Origin of the sequence: Sphingobium sp. ba1 (assembly GCF_000743655.1) — a bacterium.
Lineage (GTDB): Bacteria > Pseudomonadota > Alphaproteobacteria > Sphingomonadales > Sphingomonadaceae > Sphingobium.
Map to the genome: position 1 here is coordinate 2,509,273 of NZ_JPPQ01000069.1, position 16,495 is coordinate 2,525,767.

The window sequence follows — 16,495 nt, forward strand, 5'->3', positions numbered from 1 at the left end:
CCACATCCTTGCCCGACGTCGCCTCGAACGCCGCCATCATCGGCGTCTGGGTGGGGGAGGGCAGGGTGCAGTTGATGCGGATACCCTGTTTGATCAAATGCGCGCCCATATACTGGGTCCACACGATCACATTCTCCTTGGAGAAGCTGTAGCCCTCCTTGACCGTGTCCATATTGGACTCGCACCAGGCGATCGCCGCGTCGAACCCCTTGGTGGTGACGAATTCCATATTGGTCGGAATCCGGCGGCTCCACCCCATCCCGCCGGTGGACGCGATGCTGACGATCGCGCCACCCGGTCCCATCAGCGGCAAGACCTGCTCGGTCAAATGACGCAGGCCGATGAAGTTCACCTTCATCACGTCCATCGCTGGAAAGGATTGCGGCAGTCCCGCACAGTTGAACAGCGCGTCCACCTTGCCGCCAATGCCTGCCACCGCCGCGTCGATCGAGGCCGGATCGCGCAGGTCGACATTGTGGAAAGACGCCAGCGGCAGCGCGCTGTCCTTATAGTCCAGCCCATGCACCTCCGCGCCGAGGCTCAGCAACAGTTTCGCGGTCGCTTCCCCCATGCCCGAAAAGCAGCCGGTCACGATCACGCGCTTGCCTTTGTAACCCAACAGGTCGCTCATCATACTCTCCGATTATATGGGAATGTCAGGCCTTGGCCGCCGGGGGCCAGCTGATGCGGCCATCCTCTTCTTCAACGAAGATAATGCGTTCGGGGCAGGCCCTCGCGCCATTTCTGGCGGCCTTCTCCATGCCTTCGGGAACAGTGAAGCCCTCGGTTTGGATATAGCCGTCATCGTCCAGCGGATAGAGGGTTGCGGACACGGCGGCACAGCGGGCATTGCCCACGCAACCGGCCTTTTCGATGCGGATCTTCATGCAGCCACTCCAGCGATACTTGTCTTCCTTAGAAAGGAGATTGGGAGACCGATCAACATGTCCAACCGCTCAATCGCCGCCACGATACGCAAGGGAGGCGTCCCAGCCAGCAATCGTCGGAGCGGTATATGGACCGGGGCTGCGCGACGCATTTGCCTTTATGCTCCATGCGCGCGAAACCGGGATAAATGATAAACAGATTTGCCGGAGACTTGCATGGATCACGCCCTCAGCCCCGCCGCACCGAAACCCGCCCATGTGCCCGACGCACTAGTCTATGATTTCGACATCCATGCCGATCCCGGCCTGCTCGACGATCCGCATGTCCGCATCATGGACCTGCTGCGCAACGCGCCGCCGGTATTCTGGACCCCGCGCAATGGCGGCGGCTGGATGATATTGACGCATGCCGCCAATTATGAGGCGTCACGCGATACCGAAGCCTTCTCCAGCGAATTTGTGCCGCAGGACAAGATGAAGGCGATGCTCGCCTCGCTGCCGCCTGGCGCGCCGCATATTCCCCAGCCGATCCCGATCACGCTCGATCCGCCCGAACACACCAAATATCGCCAGCCGCTGCAAAAAGTCTTTTCGCCCAAGACCATCTCGGCGCTGCGCGACAGCATCCGCGAGCTGGCCGGCGACCTGATCGAGGCGATCAAGCCTGATGGCCGCTGCGAATTCATGAGCGCGGTGGCTGAACCTTTGCCGGTACAGGTGTTCCTCAAGATGCTCGGCCTGCCGCTCGATCGGCTGCCCGAATATCGCGCCATCGTGAAGGAGCATATGGAAGCGATCGACGGCGATCGCGAAGGCTCGATGCGTCGCCTTCAAACGATCGCGGCGGCCATGCGCGACACGTTGCTGGACCGGCGCGACAATCCGCGCGACGACATCATCTCCATGCTCTGGAAGCTGGAAATTGATGGCCAGCCGACGACGCTCGCCGACATGGAAAATTACGGCGTGCTGCTCTTCATTGCCGGGCTCGACACGGTGATGAACGGCATGGGCCTCGCCATGCGCGGTCTGGCCGTGGACACCGATCTTCAGCGCAAGCTGCGCGCCGAACCCAAGCTGATCGCCGAAGCGGCTGAAGAAATGCTGCGCCGCTACACCTTCACCGTGCCGATGCGGGTCGTGAAGCGCCCCGTCGAACTGTCCGGGGCCAAGATGATGCCCGGCGACATGGTCAAATTGTTCCTGCCTGCCGCCGATCTAGACGCAAAGGAATTTCCGCAGCCCGACGTCTATGATCTCGATCGCGAAAACAACGTCCACATCGCCTTTGGCGTCGGCCCGCATCGCTGCCTCGGCTCGCATCTCGCGCGTGTCGAGCTGCAGGTTCTCTATGAGGAAATGTTGGCACGCATGCCCGAATTCCGGCTCGATCCCGATCATCCGCCGGTCTTCCATGGCGGCCATGTCATCGGCATCGAAAGCATGCACCTGGTCTGGGACGTCTGATCCATGGCCTGGCAGCGTTCGCGCCCGCGTCTCGACCGGGACAACCGCGCCTTCTGGACTGGCGGGGCGGAGGGGAAGCTGCACATCACCCGATGCGGTGACTGTGGCAACTATACCCATCCGCCACGCGAGCTGTGCCGCCATTGCCAGTCGGAAAATGTCGCGCCCCATGCGGTGGCGGGCACGGGCATCATCGACACCTACACTATCAATCACCAGGCCTGGGCCAAGGATATGGAGGTGCCCTTCGTCATCGCGCGGGTGAAGCTGGACGATGCGCCCGGCGTGTACCTCACCACCAATATCGTCGGCAGCCCGGTCGATGCGGTCGATATCGATGATCGCGTGCAGGTCGTGTTCGAGGAACAGGACGGCATCTGGTTCCCCCTGTTCGAAAAGGTCGCCTGACCATGGCGCAACGCGAAGCCTATATCAGCGGCATCGGCATGTCGGAGGTCGGGGTGCGCCTGACCCGCTCGCCGCTGCTGCTCACGGTCGATGCCGTGCGCGAAGCCATCGCCGACGCCGGGCTGACGCTCGATCAGATCGATGGCGTCGCCACCTATCCCGGCAAGATGCCGAGTTTCCTCGGCTTCTCGCCCGTCAGTTCGGACGACCTGATCGAAGTGCTGGGGCTGAAAACCCGTTGGCATATCGGTGCGGCGGAATCGACCGCGCAATTGGGGGCCATCATCGAAGCCGCCAATGCGGTGAAGGCAGGCCTCGCCCGCCACGTCCTCTGCTTCCGCACCGTTTATGAAGCCGCCGCGCTTGCCCGCCCGGAGGAGTTCCCGCCGATGGAACGGCGCAAGGATGTGTCGGGCAATTCCCAATGGGTCTCGCCCTTCGGTGCCTTCTCCGCCGCCAACTGGACCGCGCAGTTCGCGATGCGCCATATGAAACGCTATGGCCTCACCCGCGAGCAATTGGCGCAGGTTGCTTTGAACGATCATGCCAATGCCACGCTCAACCCGCGCGCGCTGGTCAAAAAGCCGCTAACGATGGACGATTATATGTCCGCCCGGATGATCAGTTCGCCCTTATGCCTCTATGATTGCGACCGCTTCACCGATGCCTCGACCGTGGTGATCGTCTCGGCGGGCGACGCGCTTGGCGACGTGAAGGCGACACCCATCCGCATCGCCGCGAGCGCGGGTTCGGTCGAACGCTATAGCTGGGACCAGGCCGAATGGGCGGGCGCCTATGCCACCGGGCGCGACCTGTGGAAGAACACGGACTACACGGTGGACGATGTCGATACCGTCCAGCTCTATGACGGCTTCGCTTTCCAGCCCATCACCTGGCTCGAAGGGCTGGGCTTTTGTCCCATCGGCGAAGGCGGTCAATTCCTCGAAGGCGGCACCCGCATCGCCCGTGATGGCGCGCTGCCGATGAATACCGGTGGCGGCCAGCTTGGCTGGGGCCGGCTCCACGGCTTCGGCTTCGCCTATGAATCGGTCGTCCAATTGCGTGGGGAGGGCGGCGCACGCCAGATCGGCGGCGATCCCCGCGTCGCCATCGCCACGTCAGGCGGCGGCCCCATGGCGGCGGCGCTGCTGCTGGCCAAGGACTAGCCTGTCATGGACAGTGCTACGCTCGACGCGCTGCCGGGCTTCCGGCGGCGTTTCCGCGTCACGCCTTCTGAGGGGGCGGTCATCGCCGCAGTCGAGGATGACTATCATTGCATGGCCGTCACCCTGCGCCATGACGGCACGCACGTCACTGGCGTCGACTCCCTCATGGAGCGCGTACCCTGGACCACTTGTCCCGGCGCGCCTGCTGTGCTGGCCGCGACCTTCACCGGTGTCGCACTGGTGGATGTCGCGGCGCGGGGAGAAAAAAAGGCCAATTGCACCCATTTGCACGATCTGGCCGTACTGGCCGCCGCCCATGCGGCGGACGATGAACCGATCCTCTACGACATCGTCGCTTGCGACCCCGTCGATGGCCTGGCGGTCGCGGAAATCCGGCGCGACGGCGCGCTACTGCTCAGGCTAACGCATCGCCAGCATATCCTGGAAGCCCCGGCCGCCATCGCCGGCCAATCGCTCCTGAAATTGCGCCCCTGGATCGACAGCCTCGAAGACCCGCAGCGCGAAGCCGCCCGCCTGCTGCAATGGGGCACGATCCTCGCCAATGGCCGCCTGATTCCTATGGAGCGGCAATCCACCGCGACGAAGGTGCCGCCCAACTGCTTCACCTTCCAGCCGGACAATGCCGTTCACGCCCGCCGCGTCGGCCAGGTCATCGATTTCAGCGGTGCGTCGCCGACCCCGCTCGACCATTTCGATGGTCACGCCTTCCACCCGCGATAGACGAAAAAAAGGGGCGCGCCGGAGAGGGAAGGCGCGCCCCATATCGTCCCTTCGCTATCAGAAGGGCAGGTTGTAGAGGCCTGTCGCGTTGGTCTGCAGGACCTTCTTCTTGACCTCGAAATCATAGCCGCCCAGCACGTCGATGACATGCGCCTGCACGCCGGGATAGAGCGAGGTGGGATGCGGGAAATCGGTTTCGAACATCACCTTGTCCACGCCGATGGTTTCCAGCAGCAGCTTGGGACCGACCTTCTCGAACCAGAAGGTGACCCAGAAATGGTCGCGGAAATATTCCCACGGCCGCTTATGCAGCATATTGGCCTTGCTCGGCAGCATCTCGTTGAACTGATGCTCCAGCGCCTCGATCGCGAAGGGCAGCCAGCCCATGCCGCTTTCGATAAGGCCGATCTTGAGCTTGGGATGGCGATCGAGCCGGCCCGACACCATCCAATTGCCCAGCGTCGCGGCATTGCCGATCGAGAACATCGTCGCCACCACCGACAGCGTCTGCTCGAAGCCGAACCCGTCCCAGGTCAGCGTATTGGGGTCGACCGCACTGTTGAGGTGGAAATTGAGCGGCATGCCGGTCGCTTCGCACATCTCCAGGAACGGGGTCCAATAATCGTGCATGAAGCTCGGCACGCCGACACGTTCGGGCGTATCGGGCAGGACAAAGCCCTTGATCCCCATGTCGTAGCAACGCCGCGCCTCGGTCTCCAACGCCTTCTGGTCCCAGAAGGGCAGGTGGCCCATGTTGAAGATGCGGTTGCCCGACACCTGCTGATATTCGGCCGATGCATCATTATACATTTGCACGATGGCGAGCGCGAGGTCGGGGTCACCCAGCGACATCAACGACCCGGCTTGGGTCACGCCCGAATTCTGGAAGCCGATCTGGGCATAGACGCCCATATCGTCCATCGCCTGCAACCGTTCCTTGATCAGGTGGCCGCCCGGATGCGCCTGCTCCAGCTTGGGGAAAGCAAGCCGCCCCAACAGCTTGTTATTGTCGGCGCGAATGACGTTGCCACCCATCGATCCGAAATTGCGGTCACCGACATACCAGCGTTCGACGCCGTCGGCGTCCTGCTTCACATAGGGCACCTTGCCCTTATATTTGGCCGGCGCGCGCGAGGTGAACAGGTCGGGTGCTTCGGTGATATGCGTGTCGGTGTCGACGATCTTGATGCCAGCCAGCGATGGGTCCAACCCGCCCGATTGTGTGGCATAATCCACCTCGCGGATCACGCCGCCTTCGGTATAGCCTTCGGCCGACCAATATTTCTTGGCGGCCTGCGCCATTTCGCTGTCGGTCTTGTCCTTCACATCAGCCATGCTTCATCTCCATCGGCTGGCGGCTGCCATCGAACAGCGGGGAAACGGGCGCGGGCGCCGGTTCCTCCACGCAGCGACGCACCGCTTCATTCAGTGTCCGCAACAGGCTGTCGGCATCGATCTGGTCCGATGGCTCGTAGACGAAACCAATGGCCAGCGGCTGGCTTTCGGGCATGTTGGGCAGCAGCACGGCCGTTACATCCGCGATCGACCCGAAGCCGACCTTGCCACTGGCAAAGCCCTGCTCCCGGCATGACAGCACCTGTGCGCTCATGTCGGCGGGTATGAACTTGCGATCGGGCGTGGCTTCCGCATTCAGGCGGCGGATCATGCCGTCGCGCCGCGGCTGCGGAACGGTCGAGAGCATCAGCCATCCCGCCGCGCTGTCGGACAGATGATCCTGCTGGCCGCCGCAGAAACCGGCGGCTCCGGCGGTGCGGAAGGTGCGCGTGCCGGCCCGCCAGTTGAACACCTGGACCTTCAGGCCCACCATGCCGAACACCGCAACGCCCAGGCCCGTCTGCGCCGACAGGCGATCGATCAGCCCGGTCAGCACGCCATCGCGCACCAGCTTGGGCTGCACGGCGGCCCCCAGCATCGCGGCGCGGGGCGTGGGCGAATAGGAACGCGAGCAGGGATCTTTGTGCAAAAGGCCAAGGTCAACCAGGCTCGACAGCAATTCCGACGTGCTGGACTGAGGCCGGTCGAAACGACGGACGATGTCCATCACCGTAGCCTGCGGATGATCTTCATCGAAGAATTCCAGCACTTCGATGACGCGCTTGGCGATCTTTGCCTTGTTGGACTCTATTTGAGCCATGGTCCTCTCCTTCGGTTTATGAACACAGTTGTTCACTACCGGGGCAGGCCTGTCAATTAAAAATGAGATACTCTCGTTTATTTTGCCCAATTGGGCAGGTGGAAGCAGCCAGAAATCCTCACAACCATCTGAATTATTACTATAAAAATAGACGTTCCGTACAGGTTTCCAGAGCAATGGAGCTGCCGGTCACCGTTCGGTTCCGAAGAAAAATGCACAGCAACCCCGGCGCAAAAAGCCGTAACCATTGTCCGATTCGCTGTCCGCTTGTTGCGCTTCAGCGGGAAAACAGCGTCTTGATTTCCCGCCGCAGCAGCTTGCCCATCTCATTATAGGGTAGGGCATCGGTGAACAGCACCCGCTCTGGTACCCGCGATGACCGCAGCCGCGCTCGTACCATCTGCTTCAGCTCGTCCTCGTCCGGCGCGCTATGCCCTGCGCGCGGCACCACGATCAGGCCCACCGCTTCGCCCCACTCGTGCGAAGGAATGGCGACCGCCGCCGCCTCGGCCACGGCGGGATGGGTCATCACCACATCCTCGATCTCGCCGGGCGAGATATTCTCGCCGCCCCGCACGATCACATCGTCCGCGCGCCCCGACAGGAACAGATAGCCGTCCGCATCGATATAGCCCGCGTCACGAGTCGGAAACCAACCATCGGCGTCAAGCGCGCTGCGTTCGCGATATTCGCCCGACACCTGCTCGCCGCGCACATAGATTTCGCCCGGCACGCCCGGCGGCAGCACTTGGCCATCCTCGTCGCGTATCTCGATCTCCACGGTCGGCAACGGCCGCCCCACCGATCCCAGCCGCGCCCGCACCACCGGATCGTCCGACCCATGGGCCGCGCGATGCTCATCCGGTCCCAACAGCGCGACGGTCGAACTCGTCTCGGTCAGGCCATAGGCGTTGGTGAAGCCGGTCGTCGGAAACAGGTCGAGCGCCTGGTGGATCAGCTCGGTCGGCATCTTGCCACCGCCATAGGCGATCGCCCGCAGCGCGGACAGGTCCGGCTGCGACGCACCCTTGGCGACCATCTGGCCCATCGCCTCGATGATCCGCGCCAACATGGTCGGCACGACAAACGCATTGCTCGCTCGCTCCACCGCCGCGAGGTTCAGCCAGGCGTCGGGTGCAAAGGCGGGCAGCATCAGGATTCGCCGCATCGCGTAAATGGAACTCAGCAACGCCGCGATCCCCGCAATATGATAGGGCGGCACGCTGACCAGCGCGGCATCCTCTTCCGGCGCAGCGGCGAACTCCACCGTGCCAAGGATATAGGAGACCAGATTGGCATGACGCAAAATCGCGGCCTTGGGCGCGGCGGTCGTGCCACTGGTGAACAGCTGGATCGCGACATCGTCGCCCGCGTCCGCTTCCACCGGCGCATCGCCCGCCAGTGTTTGGGCCTGCGCGACGAAATCCGCGCGCGACACAATGATATTGGCGGCATCCGGGCATAGCCGCCGCACCCGCGCGCCATCCCCGACGATCAACGCCGGGCTGATCCGCGCCAGCAGCGCCCCCAGATCCGCATCCGCCAGCCGATAGTTGAGCGGCACATAAGGCACGCCTGCCAGCGCCGCGCCGAACAACGCCATGACCGCCGCCTCGCTGCTTTCGTCGAGCAGTGCGACATGCGCGACCTCGCTCTGCCGGATCAGCGCAGCCGCGCCGCGCGCGCCCGCCAGCAGGTCAGCATAGGTCCAGCGCGCGCCATCGCACACCAAAGCGATCCGGTCGGGTGCGGCGTCGGCGGTCATTTCCAGGAAGAGGGCGATGTTCATCGGTCTGTCATTCAGTCCGACGCGGGCAGGGGCTTGGCGTCCTTGACCTGCAAGGCCACGCCGTCGACCGAAAGCGATCCTTTGCCCGGCTTGACGCACAGCAATTCGAACGTCCCTGCCGCATCGACATAGCGTTTGCCCATCAACGTGCCAGCGGCGAAATCGGCCGACGGCGTGCCGACCGCTTCCGGCTTCGCCTCGCCCATCGCCGCGCCGCCGCATTCGATGGCTCCCTCGCCGCAACGGATCACCATGACTTCGGTGTCGCATGCCGCGCTCTTCAATTTCGTTCCCGGTTTCATTGCACTGGTCGCCTTTGTTCCAAGCCTCACGCGATCGCGCCGCTGGCTTTCCACTGTTCGATCTTGTCCCACTCGATGCCCATTTCCATCAGCACCGTTTCGGTATGCTCCGACGCCTGTGGCGCGCGGGTGGTTTCCAGCGGCTTGCCATCGAACTGCACCGGTCCGCGCACCAGCCGCAGCGGCTTGCCGCTGCCATCGGCACCCTCGACCTCGATGATCATGTCGTTGGCCAGCGCCTGTTCGTCGGTCAGCAGGTCGCTGAAACTCTGCACCGGCGCCCATTGCCCCTTCATGGTCTTGAGGTGCGCGCGCCAATAGGCAAAGGGCTTCTGGGCAAAGGCCTTGACCAATATGTCGCTCGCCGCACCCGCATTCTCGATCAGCGACAAGACGTCTTTAAAGCGCGGATCGTCCGCGGCTTCCGGCGCACCGACATGCTCGAACGTATCGCGGATCAGGCCGGTTGGACTGACCATGCACAGATTGATCGTGCCGCCATCGGACGTGCGGAAATTGCCCATGAACGGATTGCGCAGCGACCCGCCCGATGTCGGCATCGGATTGCGCGTTTCGATCCCGGTCTCCATCACCTGCGATATCAGCGCGCCCGACGCCCACCAGGCGGCACTCAGCAGCGATACGTCCACCTCGGTCGCCTCGCCCGTGCGCTCGCGATGCAGCAGCGCGCCCGAAATGCCGCCTGCAATGAACATGCCGCCGATCGAATCGCCAAAGGCCGGGATACCCTGCGTCAACGGACCCGGCAGGGCTTCAGGCGTCATCGCATAGGCGACGCCGCTGCGCGACCAGAAGCAGGTGCCGTCGAACCCGCCGACCAGCCGCTCCGGTCCCTTGTCGCCCAGCGCGCTGCCACGGGCATAGATGATATCGGGGTTCACGGCGCGGATATGCTCGACATCGAACCGGTTTTTCTGGCGTACCTGCGGCAGATAGTTGGTCAGGAAGACATCCGCCGTCTTGGCCAGCTCATATAAAACCTCCTGGCCTTCGGGCGTGGACAGGTCGATCCCCACGCTGCGCTTGCCGCGATTGGGATGTTCGAACAACGTGTGGCGCAGCGGATCCAGCGTCACCCCGCCCATGTTGAGAAATCCGCGCTGCGTGTCGCCGCGTACCGGATGCTCGATCTTGATGACATCCGCGCCCCAGTCGGCCAGGATCGCGCCCGCCGCCGGTACATAGGTGAATTGCGCGACTTCCAACACGCGCACACCCTTCATCACCTGGGTCATAAACTTACCCCAATCCCCTCATGCGCCGCACGATGCAGCGCTGTATCTTGCCGCAAAGCCTAGAAGCTGCGGCCATTGCCGCAAGAGCCGACAGGCTGTTGAATGCGGGCTATCGCTCGCACGATGCCCCAGCGGCCACCAACGCCGTCACGATATGCGAACCCCCGCAAAACAGGGGGATTGAGCGGCACGGGCTACGGGCCGAAGGTATGGCGCAAACGTCACCGGAAGGACTCCCATGCTGATCGACTCCTCGCTCTCCGCCATCGTCACCGGCGGCGCGTCAGGCCTTGGCCTTGCCACGGTGAAAGCCTTGCGTGCCAACGGCGCAAAGGTCGCGATCTTCGACATCAACCAGGATCAGGGGGAAGCGATCGCCGCAGACGTCGGCGCGACCTTCTGCAAGGTTGACATCCTCTCGGAAGACAGCGCACTCGCCGGCTTTGACCAGGCCCGCGCCGCTCAGGGGCAGGAACGGCTGCTCGTCCATTGCGCCATGGTGTCGAAGGGCGGCAAGACCGTGTCGAAGGACAAGGATAATGGCGGTTTCAAGCGCCTCTCGACCGAGGATTATGCCCTGTCCGCGCAAGGCATTCTGGTCGCCAGCTACCGCATGGCCTCCATCGCCGCGCTCGGCATGGCATCGCTCGATCCACTGGCCGACGAGGAGCGCGGTAGCATCATCCTGACATCCAGCGCGGCGGCCGAAGACGGGCAGGTGGGGCAGATCGCCTATGGCTCGCTGAAGGCCGGCGTGAACGGCATGGTCCTCCCCATGGCGCGCGACCTGATGGACTTGGGCATTCGCGTCAATGCGATCATGCCCGGCATCTTCGCGACGCCGCCGATGCTGCGGTTCAAGGACATGAACCCGCCCATGTATGAAAATCTCGAAAAATCGGTGCCCTTCCCCCGCCGCCTGGGGCTGCCGGAAGAGTTCGCATCGCTCGCCATGGAATTGGTCCGCAACAGCTATATCAACGCGCAAACTTTCCGCATCGACGGCGCGATCCGCTTCCCGCCGCACTGACCTGCCTTCTCCTTCGCATCATGACCAAAGAACAAGGGCGCGCCGGGCAATGGCGCGCCCTTGTTCGTTCGCACTTGCAAAAAATAATACTAAGCTAGGTTGACATGTTTTTGGCGAATTACTAACTAAGCTTAGTATTAAATGAATCACTCTCTTTTCTAACCCAGAGGTTCGCCATGACTGCTTTTGCCCAAATCGCTCTTGCCTTCACCCTTGCCGCTTCCGCCCTGCCGCAGGCCGCCGCAGCTGCCGAAGCCGTGCAACTGTCGTCCTCCGCTGCCGTCAGCGCGGCGGACTATAAGGGCAAGATGCTCTACACCGCGTCGGGTGACCGTCTCGCTGCCGTCTACCGCGTCGCGCCCGATGGCGCCGCGCAGATCATCCTCAACGGCAAGATGGTCGTCGTGCCCGCTGCCAGCCTCGCCGCCGCCGATGGCAAGCTCGTCACCAAACTGTCCAAGCGCGATCTGCTGACCGCCCGCTGATCGGCCTGACCCATCAAAAAAGGCCCGCCTTCCAATGCGGAAGGCGGGCCTTTTTGCGTCTGTCGCTTGGCCTGTGATCAGGGTTTGGCAATATTCTCGGAAATCATGTCCAGCAGCATGTTGAGCCGGTTGAGGTCGTCCACATCGAAGCGCGCAAAGGCGACATCCTCATTGGCACGGGCAATGCCCGCCAATTGAGTCGTGATCGTCTGGCCTGCCTCGGTCAGGAACACGGCATGCGCGCGCCGGTCGTCATCCTTGGCCCGCCGTTCCAGCAGCCCGTCGGCGCAGAGCCGGTCGATCAATCGCCCGGCCGACGCCTCGGCAATCTCCAGCATATTGGCGATCGTTCGTTGCGTCGCACCCGGATGCCGCGCGACCACGGCGATCACCGTCCATTGCGACCGGGTCACGCCCAGCCGCACCACGCTCTGGTCGAAATGCGCGCGCAACTGCCGCGCGATCACCGTCAGCTTCAACGATGCGTTGCGCTTGAGCGCGGTCGGGTCTTCGGCCAGCAATTGATCGATCGGTTTCGCCATCACCTGGCCACCATAGCGCCACCGCGGCGAAACGAAAGAAAGCTCATCCTGCAATGCACAAGTCGGCACCATGTCCTGTCTCTCAGACACGTTCGATGATGATCGCTGGAGCCATGCCGCCCGCCGCGCACATGGTGATCAGGCCATAGCGACCGCCCGTCCGTTCCAACTCGTCCAATGCCGTGCCGATCAGCACCGCGCCGGTCGCCCCGATCGGATGGCCAAGCGCAATCGCGCCGCCATTGGGATTGAGCTTCGCGCGGTCGATCCCCAAATCGCGGATGAACTTTTCGGTCACGACCGCAAAGGCTTCGTTGACCTCGAAGACGTCGATATCCTCGACCCGCAACCCTGCTTTCGCCAGCACCTTGCGCGCGGCCGGGACCGGGCCGTTCAACATCAATGTCGGGCAATCCCCCATATTGGCGGTCGCAACGACCCGCGCGCGCGGCGTCAGGCCATGGCGCTGCGCATAGTCGGCCGACGCCAGCAATAGGGCGGCCGCGCCATCGACCACGCCGGACGATGTGCCCGCATGGTGCAGTGGCGTGATCGCCAGGTCAGGATATGTCTGGTTGATCAACTGGCGGAATGTCGGGCCATCGGCGCGCGAGGGCATGTCGAGAAAGGCCGCAAAGGCGGGCTTCAACTGCGCCAGCTGTTCGGCCGTGGTATCAGGCCGGGGATATTCCTCATGGTCCAATATCACCGCGCCATCATCATCCACCACCGGCACGGTCGATCGGGCAAATCGCCCTTCCTTGATCGCGATCCCCGCCCGCCGCTGGCTCTCCGCGCCAAAGGCATCGAGCTGCTCGCGCGTAATGCCCTCCATCGCCGCAATGGCATCGGCGGCGACGCCCTGGTTCGACTGGGGATGCTTGGCCTGCAGGCGCAGATTGCCGGTGCCAAGGCCGCCGACCGACGGCACCCCTGCTTCGCGCAATGACTGGCCATAGGACATGACGTGCGACATCATCTCGGTCCCGCCCGCCACGACCAGATCTTCCATCCCGGCCATGATCTGCGCGGCGGCCAAATTGGTGGCGGTCAGGCCACTGCCGCAGAAGCGGTCGAGCGTCACGCCCGACGCGCGCACATCATAGCCCGCGTCCAGCGCCGCCATCCGCCCCATGTCGCCGCCCTGCAATCCCATCTGCGCGCTGGTGCCCCAGATCACGTCGTCGACATCGGCCGTGTCGATGCCATTGCGATCGCGGATCGCACGCAGCACCGTGGCCGCGACGTGCTGGGGATGCAGATGGGACAGGGCACCCTTGCCCAGCTTGCCGAAGCTGCGCGGCGTGCGGACGGCGTCGATGATAAAGGCCTCTGCCAAGGCGCGTCTCCTGCAATATTGTTGATGGCGCTATCGCATGGATGCGCGCGCATCCCCAATCGCATGGGCGATTGATCGTGGGCCGGGATGGACGCTGCGGCCGGGCCGCGCGCAGGGTGGTCGGCCAAAGGACAGGAAGTAGGGAGAGTTGCGGAATGGCAAAGGACGGCGGCAGCTTTGCGCCCCTGCGCGAACCGGTCTTCCGCCGCATCTGGACCGCCAGCCTGCTCTCCAATTTCGGCCAGTTGATCCTGGGCGTCGGCGCGGCCTGGGAAATGACGCGGCTCACCCCGTCGCCCGGCATGGTCGCGCTGGTCCAGAGCGCATTGATGCTGCCCCTGATGCTGGTTGCGCTGCCAGCGGGTGCCTTGGCCGACATGTTCGACCGACGGCGGATTGCCATGGCTGGCCTTGCCTTCTCGATGGTTTGCGCCTGCATTCTGACGGTGCTGGCCTGGGCGGGCTATAGTTCGCCCTGGATGCTGCTGACCTTCTGCTTCCTGATCGGGGCAGGGGTCGCGCTTTATTCGCCCGCCTGGCAATCCTCGATCAGCGAGCAGGTCGGTCCGCATCACTTGCCTGCCGCCATCGCGCTCGGCACGATCAGCTATAATGTCGCGCGCAGCTTCGGCCCGGCGATCGGTGGCATCATCGTGCTGGCGGCCGGTGCCCATGCCGCCTTCGCCGTCAACGCGATCGGCTATCTGCCCTTGTTCATCGCCTTCTACCTGTGGCAGCGCCGCCATGTCTCCTCGCGCCTGCCGCCCGAACAGATCCACCGCGCGATCGTGTCGGGCGCACGCTATGCGCTTCACGCTGTGCCGATCCGTACCGTCCTGGCCCGCGCCTTTTTCTTCGGGCTGGCGGGCGCATCGGCCGCCGCGCTCGCCCCCTTGATCGCCAAGCAATTGCTAGGTGGCGACGCCAGCACGTTCGGCCTGCTGCTTGGTGCCAGCGGTGTGGGCGCGGTCGGCGGCGCGCTGCTCGTCGGTCCCTGCCGCGAGAGGTTTGGCACCCATCGCACCGTCACCCTGCTGGCCGTCATCAGCGGCGCGGCGTTGCTCCTGGTGGGCTTTAGTCGATCGGTGCCGCTCACATGCTTTGCCCTTTTCATCGCGGGCGGCGCGAATATCCTGACCATCGCGCTGTTCAACGTCGCCGTGCAACTCGCCGCGCCCCGCTGGGTGACGGCGCGCGCGCTTTCGCTCTTCTCCTCGGCGCTGACCGGTGGCATTGCGATCGGCGCGGCCTTTTGGGGCTGGGTCGCGGGGCAGATTTCGGTCGAAGGTGCGCTCTATCTGTCGGGCCTGGCGCTCGCCGCCTTGCCGCTCATCGGCATGCTCCTGCCTTTGCCCGACACCAATGAAGCCGATGTCGAACCCTTCCTGCTCAATAACGAGCCGGAGGTCGGCATGGCGCTCACCCGCCGATCCGGCCCGATCATCATAGAAATCGATTATGATGTCGATCCTGCCCGTGCGCGCGAATTTTATGGGGCGATGTTGCAGGTCCAGCACACCCGGCTGCGCAATGGCGGGTTCAACTGGTCGATCGCGCGCGACATTGCCGATCCCACCCGATGGACCGAACGCTATCAATGCCCGACCTGGGGCGATTATCTGCACATGCGCGAGCGCTTCACGCAAGCGGACAAGGATATCCAGTCCCACGCCAGTTCCTTCCATAACAGTCCGGACGTTTTGCGCGTGCGGCGGCGGCTGGAACGGCCGTTCGGATCGGTGCGCTTTCGCCCCGACACGCCCGACCCGCAACAGGGGATGATCAACTATATCGGGCCATGATGCCCGGAGGAGAGTCGATGAACGACAGACGATATCGGGTGATCCAATGGGCGACCGGCAATGTCGGCACCCGCGCGCTCCGCACCGTGATCGAGCATCCCGCGCTCGACCTCGTCGGCCTGTGGGTCAGTTCCGATGCCAAGCGGGGCCAGGATGCAGGCGTGATCGCCGGGCTGGACCCTTGCGGCATCATCGCCACCAGGTCGGTCGATGATCTGGTCGCAATGGAGGCTGACTGCGTCCTCTACATGCGCCAGGGAACCGACATCGACGAATTATGCCGCCTGCTGGCATCCGGCAAGAATGTCGTGACGACCCGCGGCGACTTCCACCACCCCCCGTCCATGGACGCTGCCACACGCGAGAGAATAGACGCCGCCTGCCAAGCGGGCGGCACGTCGATCTACAGCACTGGCTCCAGCCCCGGTTTCATCACCGAAGCGCTGCCCATCCCGCTCCTCTCGCTCTCGCGGCGGCTCGATCGCCTGACGATCGACGAATATGCCGATCTGTCCAGCCGCGCCTCGCCCGACCTCTTGTTCGGCGTGATGGGCTTCGGCCGCGCCCCACGCGCCTTCGATCCACGCCAGATCGACCATGTGAAGGGCGATTTCGCCGGATCGCTCGCCCAACTGGCCGACGCTGCCGGAATCGCCATCGACCAATGGGATGCGATCGGCGAAATGGGCGTGGCCACCCAGGCCATCACCATCGCCGCCGGAACCATCGATGCGGGCACGGTCGCTGCCCAACGCATCACCATATCCGGTATGCGCCATGGCCAACCCATGCTGCGCTTCCGCGCCAACTGGTATTGCAGCGACCGGATCGATCGCACCGACTGGGAACTGCGCCCGTCGGGCTGGCGCATCCGGGTGGAAGGCGACACGCCGCTTGATGTCGCGATCAGCTTTCCGGTCGCGCAGGAGGATTATGCCGCCTTCACGCCCGGCCTCACCGCCCATCGCGCGGTCAATGCCGTCGCTGCCCTCTGCCAAGCGCCACCCGGCATCCGCACCACCGCCGATCTGCCGCAGGTCATCGCCCGCTTTCAGTAGCCTGCGACCATCGCCTCGCTCACCTGCCACAGTCGGGCGGCGGCCGCATCATCCTGCGCCGCCGCCGA

General features: G+C 63.8%; 17 protein-coding genes. 8 read left to right on the top strand and 9 right to left on the bottom strand.

Annotated elements, in window-relative coordinates; all coding sequences use genetic code 11:
• Both IL54_RS15320 and IL54_RS15325 read right to left on the bottom strand, forming a co-directional pair.
• On the bottom strand, positions 1-631 hold a 631-nt coding region (locus IL54_RS15320; protein WP_037478853.1), incomplete at its 3' end, for a coniferyl-alcohol dehydrogenase.
• 25 nt (positions 632-656) lie between these two features.
• Positions 657-887 carry a ferredoxin gene (locus tag IL54_RS15325; RefSeq protein WP_037476715.1) on the bottom strand — a complete coding sequence of 77 codons (231 nt, stop codon included), beginning with the start codon at positions 885-887 and terminating at the stop codon, positions 657-659.
• A gap of 216 nt (positions 888-1,103) precedes the next feature.
• On the opposite strand from IL54_RS15325, the gene IL54_RS15330 reads away from it, so the two are divergent.
• The 4 genes from IL54_RS15330 to IL54_RS15345 are packed head-to-tail and all read left to right on the top strand — an operon-like array spanning position 1,104 to position 4,669.
• Positions 1,104-2,354, top strand: a complete 1,251-nt coding sequence (locus IL54_RS15330; protein ID WP_037476717.1) for a cytochrome P450 — start codon at positions 1,104-1,106, stop codon at positions 2,352-2,354.
• Positions 2,355-2,357: 3 nt separating this feature from the next.
• A complete protein-coding gene (locus IL54_RS15335; RefSeq protein ID WP_037476718.1) occupies positions 2,358-2,762 on the top strand; it encodes a Zn-ribbon domain-containing OB-fold protein in 405 nt (134 codons plus the stop codon).
• Complete coding sequence (locus tag IL54_RS15340; protein WP_037476719.1) at positions 2,759-3,928, top strand: thiolase family protein; 1,170 nt, start codon at positions 2,759-2,761, stop codon at positions 3,926-3,928. Before IL54_RS15335 ends, IL54_RS15340 begins: the two co-directional genes overlap by 4 nt.
• A 6-nt stretch (positions 3,929-3,934) precedes the next feature.
• Entirely contained in the window at positions 3,935-4,669 is a 735-nt protein-coding gene (locus tag IL54_RS15345) for a DUF2889 domain-containing protein (protein ID WP_037476720.1), read from the top strand.
• A gap of 57 nt (positions 4,670-4,726) precedes the next feature.
• Here the strand turns inward: IL54_RS15345 and IL54_RS15350 are convergent, their stop codons facing one another.
• From IL54_RS15350 to IL54_RS15370, 5 genes are all read right to left on the bottom strand, one after another.
• A complete protein-coding gene (locus IL54_RS15350) occupies positions 4,727-6,004 on the bottom strand; it encodes an amidohydrolase family protein (RefSeq protein ID WP_037476721.1) in 1,278 nt (425 codons plus the stop codon).
• Complete coding sequence (locus IL54_RS15355; protein ID WP_052027718.1) at positions 5,997-6,824, bottom strand: helix-turn-helix domain-containing protein; 828 nt, start codon at positions 6,822-6,824, stop codon at positions 5,997-5,999. Before IL54_RS15355 ends, IL54_RS15350 begins: the two co-directional genes overlap by 8 nt.
• Positions 6,825-7,101: 277 nt before the next feature.
• Positions 7,102-8,613, bottom strand: a complete 1,512-nt coding sequence (locus tag IL54_RS15360) for a class I adenylate-forming enzyme family protein (protein WP_037476722.1) — start codon at positions 8,611-8,613, stop codon at positions 7,102-7,104.
• A gap of 11 nt (positions 8,614-8,624) precedes the next feature.
• Positions 8,625-8,915: a hypothetical protein gene (locus IL54_RS15365; RefSeq protein WP_037476724.1), complete on the bottom strand. Its 291-nt coding sequence runs from the start codon at positions 8,913-8,915 to the stop codon at positions 8,625-8,627.
• Between the two features lie 26 nt (positions 8,916-8,941).
• Entirely contained in the window at positions 8,942-10,171 is a 1,230-nt protein-coding gene (locus tag IL54_RS15370; RefSeq protein ID WP_037476725.1) for a CaiB/BaiF CoA transferase family protein, read from the bottom strand.
• 238 nt (positions 10,172-10,409) lie between these two features.
• Between IL54_RS15370 and IL54_RS15375 the strand changes: the two genes are divergently transcribed.
• Both IL54_RS15375 and IL54_RS15380 read left to right on the top strand, forming a co-directional pair.
• Complete coding sequence (locus IL54_RS15375) at positions 10,410-11,201, top strand: SDR family oxidoreductase (RefSeq protein ID WP_037476726.1); 792 nt, start codon at positions 10,410-10,412, stop codon at positions 11,199-11,201.
• A gap of 176 nt (positions 11,202-11,377) precedes the next feature.
• A complete protein-coding gene (locus IL54_RS15380) occupies positions 11,378-11,686 on the top strand; it encodes a hypothetical protein (protein WP_037476727.1) in 309 nt (102 codons plus the stop codon).
• 77 nt (positions 11,687-11,763) lie between these two features.
• On the opposite strand, the gene IL54_RS15385 is transcribed toward IL54_RS15380, so the two are convergent.
• Both IL54_RS15385 and IL54_RS15390 read right to left on the bottom strand, forming a co-directional pair.
• Positions 11,764-12,228, bottom strand: a complete 465-nt coding sequence (locus IL54_RS15385; protein WP_037478857.1) for a MarR family winged helix-turn-helix transcriptional regulator — start codon at positions 12,226-12,228, stop codon at positions 11,764-11,766.
• An 82-nt stretch (positions 12,229-12,310) separates the two neighbouring features.
• The gene (locus IL54_RS15390) at positions 12,311-13,567 is read right to left on the bottom strand and encodes an acetyl-CoA C-acetyltransferase (RefSeq protein WP_037476728.1); all 1,257 of its coding nucleotides are present in this window, start codon (positions 13,565-13,567) and stop codon (positions 12,311-12,313) included.
• Positions 13,568-13,722: 155 nt separating this feature from the next.
• On the opposite strand from IL54_RS15390, the gene IL54_RS15395 reads away from it, so the two are divergent.
• Together IL54_RS15395 and IL54_RS15400 are read left to right on the top strand one after the other, a co-directional pair.
• On the top strand, positions 13,723-15,369 hold the full coding sequence (locus IL54_RS15395) for an MFS transporter (RefSeq protein ID WP_037476729.1): 1,647 nt from the start codon (positions 13,723-13,725) through the stop codon (positions 15,367-15,369).
• A 17-nt stretch (positions 15,370-15,386) separates the two neighbouring features.
• Complete coding sequence (locus IL54_RS15400; RefSeq protein WP_037476730.1) at positions 15,387-16,427, top strand: NAD(P)H-dependent amine dehydrogenase family protein; 1,041 nt, start codon at positions 15,387-15,389, stop codon at positions 16,425-16,427.
• Positions 16,428-16,495: the final 68 nt, after the last annotated feature.